This is a genomic window from Nonomuraea sp. NPDC050786, assembly GCF_040654115.1.
Taxonomy (GTDB): Bacteria; Actinomycetota; Actinomycetes; order Streptosporangiales; family Streptosporangiaceae; genus Nonomuraea.
In genome coordinates this window covers 62,361-77,083 of sequence record NZ_JBFAHJ010000045.1, presented here as the reverse complement: position 1 = coordinate 77,083, position 14,723 = coordinate 62,361, and the positions used below count along the sequence as shown (strand labels likewise).

Here is a 14,723-nt window from a genome sequence, read left to right as displayed (position 1 = left end):
TGAAAACCCACACCACCTACAACCAAGCAACCGCATGGTCGCACCGGCAACACGACTTCGCCGCTTGACATTCCAGGTCCAGGGATGTCTGACCCATCTCTGATAGAGATGACAGTCATCGCTGATCATCGCTTCAAGAGAGGAAGAGCGGGCGCCCGCACGCCGTTGCAAGCCCTCGACGACCGGAGAACCCGGCGTCGAACCGGCTCTGAGAGGCACCTATGACTTCCTCCGTTGATCTGCGGACTCCCCGGCAAGCCGCGCTGTCCGGCCGGCTCGTCCTGCTCCTGGCCGTCGCCACCGGGATGACCGTCGCGAACCTGTACTACGCGCAGCCCCTGCTCTCCTCGTTGAGCGCCTGCTTCGGGATCGGCACGGCAGCCGCCGGCGGGCTCATCACCGCGACCCAGGTCGGCTATGTGGCGGGCATGCTGCTGCTCGTCCCGCTCGGCGACCGCATCGAGAAGCGCCGGCTGGTCGTGACCTTGCTGTCGGTCACCGCGCTGGCGCTGGTGATGGCGGGCACCGCCACCGCGTTCCCCGTCCTCCTTGCCGCCTCCTTGATCGCCGGAGGGACGTCGGTCGTCGCCCAGATCCTCGTCCCGTTCGCGGCCGGCCTCGCCCCCGACCACGCCCGCGGGCGCGTCGTCGGCCGGGTGATGAGCGGCCTGCTCACCGGCATCCTGCTGTCCCGCACCCTGAGCAGCCTGGTCTCCCAGGTCGCCGGGTGGCGCGTCGTCTTCCTGGGCTCGGCCGTCCTGATGGCCGTGCTGGCCCTGGCGCTGCGCTCGGCCCTGCCCCGCCACGCCCCGAGCACGGATGTGTCGTACGGGCGGCTGCTGCACTCCACCGCACGGCTGGTGCGCACCCACCCGCAGCTGGTGCGGCGCGGCCTGTACCAGGCGGTCATGTTCGGCGTGTTCAGCGCGTTCTGGACCACGGTGTCGTTCGTGCTGACGGGCCCCGGCTTCCACTACTCCGGGTTCGGCGTGGGCATGTTCGCGCTGGTCGGGGCGGCCGGAGCGGGGGTGGCGCCGTTCGCGGGACATTGGGCCGACCGTGGGCTGGTGCGCCCGATGACCGGCGTGGCGTTCGCCGCCGCCGCGCTGGCGTCCGCCCTGGCCGGACTCGGCGGGCACAGCGTCATCCTGCTGGCCGTCGCCGCCGTCCTGCTCGACATGGCGGTGCAGACCACCCTCATCCTGGGCCAGCACACCATCTACCGGCTGGACGAGGGCGCGCGGGCCCGGCTCAACAGCGTCTACATCGCCACGTTCTTCGCCGGAGGGGCCATCGGCTCCCAGGCCGGGTCGATCATCTTCCACGCCTACGGCTGGACCGGCGTGGCCGTCCTGGGCGCGGTGCTCCCCGTCCTCGCCCTGCTCTACTGGGCGACCGAAAAAACCCCAAAGCACCAGTAACTTGCGCATTAGGGTGCTGAACACATCCTGGATGCGGTCGAACTCACCGCGCAGTAGCGCCAGATCGTACGGCTGGCGGCACAAAGGCTTCGCAACCGAGAGATCGCCGAGCAGAATGGTCCTGCCCGTGTGGCGCCGTCCATGATCGGGATGTCAACGCCGCGATCAACATTCTCGCCGCCGGACGGGCGGAGAGACGAAATGCCTGTGGAGGGCCGGTAAGACCACCGCTCGCGGCGGCACGGTCAACGCGATGCCGACACGTACGCCGCGAAGGCGGCCACCCAGCAGGGCGGCGAGTTCCTCCGCGACGCCCTGCGCTCCTGAGCCCGGAATCCAACCATCCGAACCGCGCGTACCCCTGATCAAGGAGCCCAGGGTGGGCGCGAGCGCCGTCGAGGTCGAAGGCGCCTCCCACGCCGTCGCGGTCTCCCGTCCCAAGGACGTGGCCGGCCTGACCCTCGAGGCGGTCCGGGCCACCGCGGCCTGACGTGCCGCTTGCGACGGGCGTCAGGTGATGTGCCGGAGCAGCGCCGCTACCGCCGGCGGCGCCTCTCCCCGGGGCCGGACGACCATGACCTTCCAGCGGGGCGCGTGCTGGGCGAAGCGGTGGACGGCCAGGTCCGGGAATCTCGCCGCGATCGACTCCGGCATGATGCACACCCCCAGGTCGTGGCGTACGAGCTCGGACGCCGCCACGATGTCGTTCACCTCGAACGTGGTGGTGCGCTCGACCAGGGCCGCGCGGAACGCCTGATCGACCGAGTGCCGGATCGCCCAGCCGGGCGAGAAGTCGACCAGGGGCAGCCGGGCCGCGTCGGCCAGCGTCACCGGCCCGGCGAACTGGCGCCCGGCCGAGGCCACCAGCACCATCTCCTCCCGGGACAGCAGCCGGGTCTCCAGGCCCCGCTGCTGCTGGCGGTCGAGCGCGACCACCGCCAGGTCCACGGCGCCCTCCCGCAGTGCCTGCCGGATGTCGACGACCGCCGCCTGGCGCAGACGGACCACGACGCCGGGATGCTCCTCGCGCAACCCGGCCAGCGCACGATGCAGGCCGGCCCAGACGCCCTGCATCGTGCCGACCGTGACCCGTCCCCGGAGCTGGCCCCGTACGCCGTCGACCGCCGCCCTGGCCTGCTCGGCCGCCCGCAGCGCCGCCCGCGCCGCCGGGATGAACGCCTCGCCCGCCGGGGTCAGGGCCACGCGGTGGGTGGTGCGGTCGAACAGGGGAGTCCCCAGGTCGCGTTCGAGCGCGCGTATCGTGCTCGAGACGGCCGACTGGACGACGTGCAGACGCTGCGCCGCCGCCGTGAACCCGCCCTCCTCGGCGACCGCGACGGCCACCTCCATCTGCCGCAGATCCAAACGCCCTCCCGGCCATCTACGTGGGAGATGACTCTTCCCTCTGATTATCGCCGTCGTCTGGGTCTTCCAGTCGGTGGCCGGCCTGTCGTACGACAACTCAGGAGCTTGACTAGAGCAGCATTTACACCTGCGGTGCCATGGCATTACCCGCCACGGGTAAGTAACCATGTCGCGGGGAATGCGGCGGTGGCCATGCGTGCCATCCCGATAGCCAGGTCAAAAAGCCGAAAGATTACGTAACGCATCATCGGCGACTTCCTTGAGTCAGGTGAACTGGATGCTATGGAGGCGATGACCCGATCTCGTGCGGGGAACCTCCCGCTCGAGCTCACCAGCTTCGTCGGTCGCAGGCACGAAATAGCCGAGGGCAAGCGCCTGCTCGCGACCGGCCGGATGGTGACGCTCACCGGTGTGGGCGGAGTGGGCAAGACCCGCCTGGCGCGCCGGATCGCCGCGGAGATGTCGCGGGAGTTCCCTGACGGGATCTGGCTGGTCGACCTGGCCCCGCTGACGGCGGGGGACCTCCTCGCGGACACCGTCGCCGACGTCGTCGGATGCCCCCAGCCGGACCTGGCCTCGCTCGCCGAGTACCTGCATGACAAGCGGTCGTTGCTCGTGCTGGACAACTGCGAGCACCTGCTCGGCCAGTGCGCCGCCCTGGCGGGCGACCTGCTGGCCATGGCCCCCGGCCTACGCATCCTGGCCACGAGCCGGCAGGCGCTGCACCTCACGGGGGAGCGGATCCTCGACGTCCCGCCGCTGACCGTGCCGGAGGCGGCCGAGGCGACGATGGACGACGTCCTGCAGAACGAGGCCGTGAGGCTGTTCGAGGATCGCGCCACCTCCGTCGTGCACGACTTCCGGGTCAACGACGCCAACGGCGCGACGGTGGCGGAGCTGTGCCGGCGGCTGGAGGGCATCCCTCTGGCCATCGAGCTCGCCGCGGTGCGCGTGCAGATCCTGTCCGTGGAGCAGATCCTCGAGCGCCTCGCCAACCGGTTCCGCCTGCTGACGACCGGGCCCACCACCGCGCCGCCGCGGCAGAAGACGTTGCGGGCGCTGCTGGACTGGAGCTATGACCTGTGCTCCGCCGAGGAACGGGCGCTGTGGGAGCGGCTGTCGGTCTTCTCCGGCGGCTGCCGCCTGGAAGCGATCGAGCATGTGTGCTCGGGGGACGGGATCGCCCCCGAAGGCGTGCTCGACGTGCTCGGCCGGCTGGTGGACAAGTCGATCGTGCAGCGCCGCGGGCGGGACCGTTTCGGGATGCTGGACACCCTGCGCCAGTACGGGCTGGAGCGGCTCGCCGCTTCCGGCCAGGACAGACCACTCCGGCTGCGCCACCGCGACTGGTGCCGCGGGCTGGCCGCGCAGGCCGAGGCCGAGTGGTTCGGCGAGCACCAGATGGACTGGCTGGGCCGCCTCAGGGAGGAACAGGGGAACGTGCGGACCGCGCTGGAGTTCTGCCTGAGCGAGCCGGGGGAGGCATGGGCCGCGCTCGAGATCGCCGGCGCGATGTGGAGCCACCGGCTTTCGTGGAGCTCCCCGAGCGAAGGCCATCACTGGCTGGAGCGGGCGCTGGCACAGGAGGCCGACGCCGGCAGCGTACGGGCCAAGGCCCTGTGGGTGGACGCGTGGCTCGTGCTGCTGCGCGGGGAGGCGGAGGCGGCCAAGCCGCTGCTGGAAGAGTGCCGGGAGCTGGCGGCCCGGCTGGGCGACGAGGCCCAGCTCGCCGGCGCGGTCCACATCACGGGGTTCGCCACGTTGCTGGCCGGCGACTTCGCCCGGGCCTTCGAGCTCCTGGAAGAGGCCCTGGCCCGGCGGCGCGCCCTGGGCCATCGGGGCAACGCCTGGGTGGCGCTCTTCCAGCTGGCCATGACCGCCGTCCTCATGGGCGATCGGCGTTCCGGAAAGCTCTGCGAGGAGGTCCTGGAGCGGGCCGAGCAGGCGAACGCCGAATGGTCGGTCTCGTACGGGCTCTGGGTCGTGGCTCTGGACCGATGGCGGCAGGGCGCGTACCGGCCGGCCCTGGGCATGATGCGGGACGCCGTCCGGCTGAAGCTGCGCTGCAATGACCACCTGGGCCTCGCCCAGTGCCTGGAGGGGCTGGCCTGGATCCTGGCCGACGACGGGCAGCACGAGCAGGCCGCGCAGATGCTGGGCGCGGCCCACATGGTCTGGCGGTCGATCGGGACGTCACTGCCGGGGCTCGGCCACCTGGCGGGCCTGCACGACCGGTGCGAGGCCGTCGTCCGGCAGCACCTCAAGGACGCGGCGTTCAAGGCGGCCTTCGACCGCGGCTCGGAGTTCAGTCTCGACCAGGCCGCCGCGTGCGCGCTGGACGAGAAGCTCACCCGGCCCGCGGAAGCCCTCCAGCCCGAGTCCGACGTCACCTCGATCCTCACCCGCAGAGAGCGGGAGATCGCCGAACTCGTCGCCCAGGGCCTGAGCAACAAGCAGATCGCCGACGCCCTGGTCATCTCGCAGCGCACCGCCGAGTGCCATGTGGAGAACATCCTGCGCAAGCTGAACTTCACGTCCAGGTCGCAGGTGGCCAAGACGTGGACCGCGCGCCAGGCCGGTTGAGGCGCCGTGATGACCAGGCCGGGCTCGGCGAGCGTCCCCGATCCGCTCATCCGGATCAGGGGGCTGCGCAAGCACTTCGGCGGCATCCGCGCGCTGGACGGCGTCGATCTCGAACTCCACCGCGGCGACATCCTGGCCCTGCTCGGCGCGAACGGCGCCGGCAAGTCGACACTGATCAAGATCCTGGCCGGGATCCACCCGGCCGACGGCGGAGAGGTGACCGTGGCCGGCCACCCGCTGGGCAGCCGGGCCGCCGCCGCTCGCATGGCGTTCATCCACCAGGATCTCGGCCTCGTGGCGTGGATGACCGTCGCGGAGAACGTCGCACTCGGCGCCGGATACGCCCGGCGCGGCGGCCTCATATCCTGGCGCGCGGTGGACGACCGCTGCCTGGACGCCCTCCGGATCGTCGCCTGTCACCTCGACCCGGACGAGCCGGTCGCTCACCTGACGCGCGCGGAGCGCTCGCTCGTGGCCATCGCCCGCGCGCTGGCCACGGACGCCAGGATCGTCGTGCTGGACGAGCCGACCGCCTCCCTGCCCGTCGCGGAGCGCGGCCGGCTCTTCGACGTCCTGCGCAGGCTCCGCGACCGCGGTCACGGCATCCTCTACGTCACCCACCGGCTCGACGAGGTCTACCGGATCGCCGACCGGGTCGCCGTCCTGCGCGACGGCCGCCTCGTCAGCCAGGGCCCGCTCGCCGGGCGCGATCCGGCCGGCCTCGTACGCGACATCGTCGGACCGGAGGGCACCCGCCACCGGCGCCACCTCCGCACACCACGGGAGGTCCTCCTCCGCCTGGAGGACGTGCGCACCGGCCAGGCCGGCCCGGTCGGATTCGCCCTCCGGGGCGGCGAGGTGCTCGGCCTCGTCGGGCTCGCGGGCGCCGGGCACTGGGAGATCGGGCGCGTGCCGGCCGGCGCCCGCCCCATGCTGTCCGGCCGCATGCTGCTCGGCGGCCGCCCGTACCGGCCGGCCTCGATCGCGGCCGCCGCCCGCGCGGGCGTCGGCCTCGTCACCGGCAACCGGCACGAGGAAGGGGCCGCGGAGAACCTGAGCGTACGGGAGAACTTCCTGGCCAACCCAGGGACGCGCGGCCGATCGCCGCTGAGCCCGCTGAGCCCGCGCCGCGAGCGCGCCGAGACGGCCGAGCTCATGGCGCGCCTGCACGTCCGCCCGGCGGACGCGGAGGCGTCCTTCGGCGATCTGTCAGGCGGCAACCAGCAGAAGGTGCTGATCGGGCGCGGGCTCAGGGACCGCCCCCGTCTCCTGGTCCTCGAGGAGCCCACGGCCGGCGTCGACGTGGGCGCCAAGGCGGAGATCCACCGGCTGCTCGACGAGGCCCTGGCGGGCGGGATGGCCGCGCTCCTCGTCTCGGCCGACTTCGAGGAAGTCGTGAACATGTGCGACCGCGCCCTGGTGTTCGCGCGGGGAGCGGTGACCGCCGAGCTGAGCGGTGCCGCCCTCACCGCCTCCGCCCTCGCCCGCGCGGCCACGACCTACGGGACGGGCCGTTGCTGATCAACGATCCCGCGCGCCGGCGCCGGTTCTCCGCCGACCGGCTGATCGGCGGCTACGGACTGCTCGTGCTGGCCGCCGTCCTGTTCGCCGTGTTCGCGCTCGCGCTGCCGGACACGTTCCCCACCATGGCCAACCTGACGGCCATCGTCTCCGCCTATTCGATCACCGCGATCCTGGCGCTGGGCGCGATGATCCCCATCGTCACGGGACACTTCGACCTGTCCATCGGGTACGGCCTGGGGCTGGGGCATGTCATGACCCTGCTCCTCGTCGTCAACGCCGGATGGCCGTGGCCCCAGACCTGCCTGGCCGTGCTCGCCGGCGGAGTCGTGGTCGGCATGACCAACGGCCTGCTGGTGGAGTTCGTCCGCATCGACTCGTTCGTCGCGACGCTCGGCACCGGCAGCGTCCTGTACGCGATCACGGGCTGGGTGACCCATGGCGCCCGGATCTTCCCGGGCCCCCAGGGCCTGCCGGCGGGCCTGACCGGCCTGTACGAGTCGACCTTCCTCGACGTGCCCCTGCCCGCCTTCTACGTCCTCGCCCTGGCCGCCGTGCTCTGGCTCATGCTGGAACGCCTCGCCGTGGGCCGCTACCTCTACGTGATCGGCTCGAACCCGCGAGCGGCGGAACTGGTCGGGATCCCGATCCGCCACTACGTCATCCTCGCCTTCGCGATCTCCGGCCTGGTGACCGGCTTCGCCGGGATCCTGCTCGCCGCCCAGCAGCAGATCGGCAACCCGAGCGTCGGGCTGGACTACCTGCTGCCGGCGTTCGTGGCCGCCCTGCTCGGCTCCACCACGATCAGGCCCGGGCGGCCGAACCCGTGGGGCACGGTCGTCGCCGTCGCGGTCCTGGCCATCGGGCTGTCCGGCATCAGCCAGCTGGGGGCCGACTTCTGGGTGACCCCCCTGTTCAACGGCATCACCCTGCTGATCGCGGTCGGGCTGGCCGGCTACTCCGCGCGGCGGCGGGCGCACGCCCGTACCCAGTGAGGAGGCGGCTCATGAACCTCCTCCGGGCCGCCGCGGCGCTGGCACTGGCCGCCGTGGTCGCGGGCGGCTGCTCGCGCGCCTCGGAGCATCCCGCCCCGGGCCGGACCCCCTCGGCGAGCCCGTGCCCCGGCGTGGCCGGCGCCGCCGCGCGGGAGGTCGCGCGGGCCGAAGCGGTGGACGTGCCCTGGACCGGCCCCACGAGCGGGCCGCGGGCCGTTCCCGGCAAGAGCGTCGTGTTCGTCGCGTCGACCATGACCAACCCCGGCGTGGCCGGCGTCGCCGGCGGGATACGGGACGCCGCGCGCTCCGTACGATGGAGTTTCCGGGCGATCGACGGCCAGGGCACCCCCGCCGGGATCCGGGGGGCGATGGGGCAGGCGATCGCGCTCCGGCCGTCGGGGATCGTCATCGGCGGGTTCGACCCCAACTCCGTGGCCCTGCAGGTCAGGCAGGCCAACGCCGCCGGCATCCCGCTCGTGGGCTGGCACGCGACCAAGTCGCCCGGCCCCAGCGCGCGTCCCAAGCTGTTCACCAACGTCACGAGCAGGGTGGAGGACGTCGCGAGGATCAGCGCGTACTGGATCATCGCCAGGTCGAACGGCGCCGCCGGCGTCGTCGTCTTCACCGACTCCTCGATCCCGTTCGCGGAGAACAAGTCCCAGCTCATCGCTAAGACCCTGCTGAGCTGCTCCGGCGTCAAGCTGCTCTCCTACGAGAACATCCCGCTCCCCGACGCGGGCAGCCGCATGCCGCAGGCGGTCTCGTCCCTGCTGGCCCGGTTCGGCGACCGCTGGACGCACTCGGTCGCGATCAACGACCTCTACCTCGCCGACGCCGCTCCGGCGCTGCGCGACGCCGGCCGGCCGGGCGGCGGGCCGCCCTACTCGATCGGCGCCGGGGACGGCGATCCGTCGGCGTTCCAGCGGATCCGCGACCGCCAGTTCCAGCAGGCGACCGTGCCGGAGCCGTTGAACGCGCAGGGCAGCCAGATCGTCGACGAGCTGAACCGCGCGTTCGCCGGTCGCCCGCCGAGCGGCTACGTGTCGCCGGTGCACCTGACCACGACGGAGAACGTGAACGGCGCCACGTCCTGGGACCCGCGCGGCTACCGCGAGGCCTACCTGCGGATCTGGCGGGGCTAGCACAGGGCTGGGACGGGTCTCAGGACGCGGGGCGGGCCCGCGCGGGCCGGACCGCGTACATGACGGCGCGGCCGGTCCCGAGCCGCGCCCCTTGGCGGAAGGCCGACGCGAACGCCGCTCTCCCGAGAGCGCGGCGGGCCTGGCTCGCGCACCGTACGTGCGATGCCGCGTGATAGCAGAGCCGCTCGGGCGAGGCGCCCGCCGCCTGCCACAGCGCGTGCGCCGCCCCCAGCAGCTCGGCGGCCCTCTCGTGCTCCTGCCGGGCGCCGGCGCACCAGGCCAGCACCTCCAGGCACTGGACGAGGCACCACCGGTCGTTGCTCGCCCCGGCGAACTCCGTGGCCGCCGTCACCACGGCCTCGGCCCGCGCGCAGTCGCCCAGGTTCCACCACGCCATGCCGAGGACGAGCTGGGCGTACGAGCGGGACACCAGGGAGTGATGGGACTCGCACAGGTCCAGCATCTCCTCGCCGAACTCCGCGGCCAGGCCGGGTTCCTCGCCCGAGCTGTACGCGGCGGCGAAGTAAAGGCTGAACATGACCCCGTCCATGTCGTGCAGGGCCCGGTGGAGGGCGAGGGACTCCCGGAGCAGCGCGAGACCGCGCCGGCTGTCGCCGCTGGAGAAGGCCGCCACACCGGCGGTCCGTATGGCGTACGGCAAGATGTCCTCGTTCCCCGGCCGCCGGGCGATCATGTGGCACTCCTCCAGCAGCGGCAGGGCCGCGTCGACGTCGCCCTGGCGCAGGGCGAGCATGCTGTCCACCCACAGTGCCGTCGCCCGGGCGCGGCCGGCTTCCGGCACCGCGTCCAGGCCGCGCTCAATCCAGTAGCGGCCCTCGGTGAGCGCGCCGGAGACCAGCCAGAAGCACCACAGCGCCGACGCGGTCTCCAGCCCGGTGCAGGCCAGCGGCGGCTCGCTCAGGCACGTCTCGAGGGCCCCGCGCACGTTGGGCAGCTCGTGCCGGAGCAACCAGTACCGCTCCAGCTGGTCGGGGACCAGCTGGTCGACCCGGTGCGTCTCCGCCAGCTCCCGGTAATGGCCGACGAAACGCCCGCGCATCAGCTGCCGCTCGTCGGGCGTCAGCTGTTCGGAGCCGTACGCGCGCAGGCTCTCCGGCATGCGGAAGCCGGTCTCCTCCCGGACCAGTACCGACTTGTCCACCAGCCCGCCCAGGAGGTCGAGCACGTCGAGCCGGTCGATGCCCGCACCGGAGCAGACCTCCTCGGCGGTGTCCAGATCGGCTCCGCCGGGGAACATCGACAGCCGCGCCCACAGCCGCTGCTCCTCGGCCGAGCAGAGCCGGAAGCTCCAGTCCATGGTCGCGCGCAGCGTCTGGTGCCGCGGCAACGCGGTGGGGGCGCCGGCGGCCAGCACGTCGAAGCGCTCGTCCAGCTCGTCCGCCAGCCGCTCCAGCGACAGGGTACGCAGCCGCGCCGCGGCCAGCTCGATCGCCAGCGGGAGCCCCTCGAGGCGCCGCACCAGCCGCACCACGCGCTCCACGTTCCCCGCGTCCAGCGCGAAACCCGGCACGACCTTCGCCGCGCGCTCCAGGAACAGGCGGACCGCGCCGTGCCGGACGGCCTCCCGGACAGTGCGGCCGGTGCCCGACGCCCCTGTCCGGCCGTCCGGGGCGCGGCCGGCTTCTTGGGCAGTGCGGCCGGTGCCCGGCGCCTCCGTCCGGCCGTCGCCGGTTTCCGGGAGTGTGGGGCCGGGGCCGGGGCCGGGAACGGACAGCGGCGGGACTTTCAGCACCTGCTCGCCGTACACGCCCAGGAGCTGCCTGCTGGTCACCAGGACCTGCACATGGGGCGCGCTCCGCAGCAGCCGCTGTACGAAGCGGGCGCAGGCCTCGCCCACGTGCTCGCAGTTGTCCATGATCAGCAGCATGCGCTTGGCCGCCAGGAAGTCCACCAGCACGCCCGTGAGGTCGGGGCTCGCGTCCCGCAGGCCCAGGGCCGCGGCGACCGCGGGTTCCAGCAGGTCGCCGGTCTCCAGGGGGCCGAGCTCGACCACCTCGACGCCGTCGCGGTACCTGTCCCGCAGGAGCTCGGCCATCCGGAGCGCCAGCCGGGTCTTGCCGACCCCGCCCGTGCCGGTCAAGGTGAGCAGCCGCGCCCTTGACAGCGCCTTTCGCGCCGCGGCCAGCTCGTGCCTCCGCCCGACAAACGTCGATTTATCCGTCAAAAGCGTCATAAAGAGCTCCCGGCAAGGCGATCCCCCTGGTCGCCGCCCCAGGCCGCGAGTCGAACCCGAGCTCGCACAGCATTCACCACCCAGGTTATTCCGTGGACCGTGCTTCCGCCGACCGCGCCCGGCTGCGGCGGGTGCACCTTGGGCCCCTGCTGGCCTGCTACACCGTCGCGGTGCGCAAGCCGCTCGGCGAGGCGCTGTCGGGGGCGGGCGTGGTGCTCGCGCTGTGGACGCACTCCGGATCCTGCACCCCGAGGTCGAGCTGGCCGTGGAGCTCCGGCAGAAGCAGCGCGAACGCGAGCGGCAGGCGATCATCCAGGAGCGGGTACGCATCGCGCGCGAGCTGCGCCGCCTGCTGTCACTGCTGCGGATCGAGGACGACGGGGCCCGGCGAGGACGACTACCTACCCATGCCCAGCGTCGAACGCCTGGACCCGCTGATCACCGGCTCGCCGCCGTCATGCGGTGCGAGAATTTTAGAAAGTCCAGAACTGACGGGCGTTCTCCTTGGTCGCGACTTTGACGGGGATCGCCACCGACTTGGCGATGATCTGGCCCCTCGCCGCCTTGATGGCGCCGTCCACCGCCTGCCAGCCCAGCATCCGCGGCTGCTGGGCGACCGTGGCGGTCAGCGTGCCCGCCTGCACCGCCTTGATGCCGTCCGGCGTGCCGTCGAAGCCGACCACCTTGACCTGCTGCCCCGCCTTCGGCCCCAGGGCCTGGGCAGCGCCCAGCGCCATCTCGTCGTTCTCCGCGAACACCCCCGTGATGCCGGGATGACTCCCGATCAGGCTCGCCATGGCCTGACGGCCCTTCTCCCGGTGGAAGTCGGCCCGCTGCTTGGCGACGATTTTGATGTCCGGGTACGCGGCGATGCCCTGGGCGAAGCCCTGGCTGCGGTCGCGGGAGGCGGAGGTGCCGGCGGTGCCCTCGAGCACGACCACCTCGCCCTTCCCGCCGAGCTGCTTGGCCAGCTCCTGCGCGCCCAGCTTGCCACCGGTCACGTTGTCGGAGGTCAGGGTCTGGGCCACGTCGGCGCCGTTGACGGTGCGGTCGGCCGCGATCACGGGGATGCTGAGCTGCCCGGCGGCCTTGACCGCCGGGCCGATCGTGTCGGAGTCGACCGGGTTGACGATGATCGCCTTCACCTTCTGACCGGCGAAGCTCTTGATCTGGTCGGCCTGCTGGGCGGGGTCGTTGTGGGCGTCGGTGACGGTCAGCTTGACCCCGAAGTTCTGGGCAGCCGCCTCCGCGCCGTCTCGGAACTGAACGAAGTAGGGGTTGTTCAGCGTCGACACGGCCATCCCGATATGGAGGTCTCCCGAAGGCTCACGGCCGGCGGACGTACCGCAGGCAGCGAGGCCGAACGCGGCACCGACTATGAGAGTCGCGAGAATTCGCATGATCTTTCTTCTTGTTGGTTCCTGCCCTGCGCCGCAGGGTGCCGACGAGGGCCGCGGTCGCGCCGGTGTCGTAGCCGGCCGCCTGATGCTCCACCGAGGCCAGACGGGTGGCCGGTACGAGCCGGCCCGCCGCGAAACCGCTGGACAGAGTGTATGTGATGAGTCTCACGCCTGCCGAACTCGCGTCGTGAGGACCCGCGGGGAGCCGCCTCAGGCAAGCGGCGGAACGGAGGCGACCGTGATGACGGGACGGTGGGCGGGTCCGGGCACAGGCGCCTCCCGGTTCACGAGATCGGGACGTCGGGCACGGTGCCGAGGCCCTCCGCCTCCAGGGTGATCGACCGCGCCGAGTCGGCGGGCGCGGGGAAGTAGACGTAGCTCCTGTTGACCTCGCCCTTGTCCAGGGTGAGCACGGAGTTCTCCACGAATTCGGTGCTCATCTTCAACGGCAGGTACCGGGCCTGCGTCGCCGGGTCGAGCAGGCTGAACCTGCCGTAGTCGGAGCCCGAGGAGAACGAGTGCGACCCGCCGCTGAACGGCCCCGGCACCGGGACGAACAACTCCGAGCTCTCCAGCACGACGTCGAAGGCCGCCACCAGATAGGCGCCGTCGCGGTAGAACGGGTGGACGTCCACCCGTAGCCGGTCGTTGAAGTGCTTCGCGCTCAGCGAGCCCACCACCGGACCCGCGTCGGCGCGGAAGGGGGCGGGGCCGCGTACCGAACCGCGCACCTTGTCCGCCGACGGGCCGGTCGTGGCGGTCGTGCCGGGCAGGTCCTGCTTGATCCGGTAGGAGATCTCGACGCGGCGGTTGCGGGCGCGGCCCTCGGGGTTGTCGCTGCCGTCCGTCTTGGTGTTGTCGGCGATCGGCTCGCTCTCGCCCTTGCCCGCGGCCCTGTAGACGTAGGCGTCGCCGAGCTTGCCGGCGAGGTACCGGCGCACCGCCTCCGCCCGCTTCACCGAGAGGTCCTGGTTGTAGGCGGGCTCGCCCTTGCTGTCGGTGTGCCCCTCGATGAGGATCGGCGGCTTGGCCGGGTCGGCCCGCACCCGGGTCTCCTCGACCACCTCGTCCAGCACGGCGGCGGCCTTGTCCGACAGATCCGCCTTGTCGAAGCGGAACAGCACGTCTGTGCGCAGCCCGATCGTCTCCTGGGTGCCCTGCTGCTCCGTCGTCTTCTGGGGAGTCTCGATCAGTTCGTTCACGTCGGAGATTTCGGACCAGATCTGGCCCGACGGCGGCACCACGGGCCACTGGAACGTCGAGCCGGCAGCGGGCGTGTCCGTCTCGTCGCGCTGCCTGGCGACGGGCGGCGCGGCGCCGTCGGTGACCGGGACACCGGTGAACGGGGCCATGGCCATGTCCGGCACGATCGAGACCTGCCGGACCCCGGCCGGCAGCGGCGGGAAGTACACCTCGACGGGGTACCGCACGCCGGCGCGGAAGTCGTCGGGATAGTTCTCCGTGGTGGGCGTGCTGTGGCGGGTGCCGAACGCCCTGCCGTCGGCGTCGTTCTCCCGCAGCGTGAAGTAGACCTTCCTGCCGACCGGGTCGAACAGCCGGAACCTGCCGAAGCTCACGCTCTGCGTGGGTAACCCGTCGTAGCCGAAGTCGCCGCTGGAGCCGCCCTCGCCGGTGGCCGTGATCTCCATCTTGAGCACGGTGAGGTCGCTGTTGCGCTCGAGCGCCTTGACCTCCACCTTGAACGGGTTCGAGCCGTGCAGGCCGACCAGCCCTTCCCGTACGAGGGTTCCGGCAGGGGCCGAGCTCGCCGTCGGCGAGCCGGCGGCCGCGGAGGGCGAGGCCGGCGGGGACGCGGGCTGCTGCGGGGGCGTCGTCGCAGTCGCGGTCCGGTTCCCGGCGGTCTGCGGGTGAGCTCCGCACGCGCAGAGCACCGCGGCGGCGAGCAGGAGGACCGTCGTTCGGGGGGTACGCATCGACACAAATCTCCGCGAGGCGATCAAGATCGGTCAGGTGTAGGAATTAGACGCAGGTTCCCACGTTCTTGTTCGCCGCATGTGATCCCCCAGCCGTGGACTCCGGGCCGGACGCGGCGAGAGCACGGTCGCCGGGGTCGTCGCCTGGCGATCGTGCTCTCCGTCCGG

The 14,723-nt window shown here is 72.0% G+C and carries 9 protein-coding genes and 1 pseudogene; 6 read left to right on the top strand and 4 right to left on the bottom strand.

Translation table 11 applies throughout. The features are described from left to right. The first annotated feature begins 221 nt into the window (after window positions 1–221). Together AB0H84_RS48930 and AB0H84_RS48925 are read left to right on the top strand one after the other, a co-directional pair. Window positions 222–1,421, top strand: a complete 1,200-nt coding sequence (locus AB0H84_RS48930; RefSeq protein WP_357620501.1) for an MFS transporter — start codon at window positions 222–224, stop codon at window positions 1,419–1,421. Between the two features lie 95 nt (window positions 1,422–1,516). Next, window positions 1,517–1,786 (top strand): annotated as a pseudogene (locus AB0H84_RS48925) (zinc ribbon domain-containing protein); the annotation flags it as partial. A 145-nt stretch (window positions 1,787–1,931) separates the two neighbouring features. On the opposite strand, the gene AB0H84_RS48920 reads toward AB0H84_RS48925, so the two are convergent. After that, window positions 1,932–2,786 (bottom strand): LysR family transcriptional regulator, encoded by an 855-nt coding sequence (locus AB0H84_RS48920; protein ID WP_357620499.1) that lies wholly within the window; start codon window positions 2,784–2,786, stop codon window positions 1,932–1,934. Window positions 2,787–3,077: 291 nt separating this feature from the next. Between AB0H84_RS48920 and AB0H84_RS48915 the strand changes: the two genes are divergently transcribed. Genes AB0H84_RS48915 through AB0H84_RS48900 form a run of 4 tightly spaced genes read left to right on the top strand, consistent with a single transcriptional unit; the run spans window position 3,078 to window position 9,027 of the window. Then, window positions 3,078–5,369, top strand: coding sequence for a LuxR C-terminal-related transcriptional regulator (locus AB0H84_RS48915; protein WP_357620497.1), 2,292 nt, complete (start codon window positions 3,078–3,080; stop codon window positions 5,367–5,369). A 9-nt stretch (window positions 5,370–5,378) separates the two neighbouring features. Further along, the gene (locus tag AB0H84_RS48910) at window positions 5,379–6,890 is read left to right on the top strand and encodes a sugar ABC transporter ATP-binding protein (protein ID WP_357620495.1); all 1,512 of its coding nucleotides are present in this window, start codon (window positions 5,379–5,381) and stop codon (window positions 6,888–6,890) included. Then, window positions 6,884–7,885: an ABC transporter permease gene (locus AB0H84_RS48905; protein WP_357620493.1), complete on the top strand. Its 1,002-nt coding sequence runs from the start codon at window positions 6,884–6,886 to the stop codon at window positions 7,883–7,885. The genes AB0H84_RS48910 and AB0H84_RS48905 overlap by 7 nt, the downstream gene beginning before the upstream one ends. 11 nt (window positions 7,886–7,896) lie before the next feature. Then, complete coding sequence (locus AB0H84_RS48900; RefSeq protein WP_357620491.1) at window positions 7,897–9,027, top strand: substrate-binding domain-containing protein; 1,131 nt, start codon at window positions 7,897–7,899, stop codon at window positions 9,025–9,027. A 19-nt stretch (window positions 9,028–9,046) separates the two neighbouring features. Here the strand turns inward: AB0H84_RS48900 and AB0H84_RS48895 are convergent, their stop codons facing one another. From AB0H84_RS48895 to AB0H84_RS48885, 3 genes are all read right to left on the bottom strand, one after another. Beyond that, window positions 9,047–11,221: an AAA family ATPase gene (locus AB0H84_RS48895; RefSeq protein WP_357620489.1), complete on the bottom strand. Its 2,175-nt coding sequence runs from the start codon at window positions 11,219–11,221 to the stop codon at window positions 9,047–9,049. Window positions 11,222–11,694: 473 nt separating this feature from the next. Continuing rightward, complete coding sequence (locus AB0H84_RS48890; RefSeq protein ID WP_357620487.1) at window positions 11,695–12,621, bottom strand: substrate-binding domain-containing protein; 927 nt, start codon at window positions 12,619–12,621, stop codon at window positions 11,695–11,697. 284 nt (window positions 12,622–12,905) lie between these two features. After that, window positions 12,906–14,555: an OmpA family protein gene (locus tag AB0H84_RS48885; protein ID WP_357620485.1), complete on the bottom strand. Its 1,650-nt coding sequence runs from the start codon at window positions 14,553–14,555 to the stop codon at window positions 12,906–12,908. Window positions 14,556–14,723 lie beyond the last annotated feature (168 nt).

Excerpts from the sequence above, each read along its gene's own strand:
- AB0H84_RS48900 (WP_357620491.1), top strand. The coding sequence starts at position 7,897 with ATGAACCTCCTCCGGGCCGCCGCGGCGCTGGCACTGGCCGCCGTGGTC.
- AB0H84_RS48930 (WP_357620501.1), top strand. The coding sequence starts at position 222 with ATGACTTCCTCCGTTGATCTGCGGACTCCCCGGCAAGCCGCGCTGTCC.
- AB0H84_RS48915 (WP_357620497.1), top strand. The coding sequence starts at position 3,078 with ATGACCCGATCTCGTGCGGGGAACCTCCCGCTCGAGCTCACCAGCTTC.
- AB0H84_RS48895 (WP_357620489.1), bottom strand. The coding sequence starts at position 11,221 with ATGACGCTTTTGACGGATAAATCGACGTTTGTCGGGCGGAGGCACGAG.
- AB0H84_RS48910 (WP_357620495.1), top strand. The coding sequence starts at position 5,379 with ATGACCAGGCCGGGCTCGGCGAGCGTCCCCGATCCGCTCATCCGGATC.
- AB0H84_RS48890 (WP_357620487.1), bottom strand. The coding sequence starts at position 12,621 with ATGCGAATTCTCGCGACTCTCATAGTCGGTGCCGCGTTCGGCCTCGCT.
- AB0H84_RS48885 (WP_357620485.1), bottom strand. The coding sequence starts at position 14,555 with ATGCGTACCCCCCGAACGACGGTCCTCCTGCTCGCCGCCGCGGTGCTC.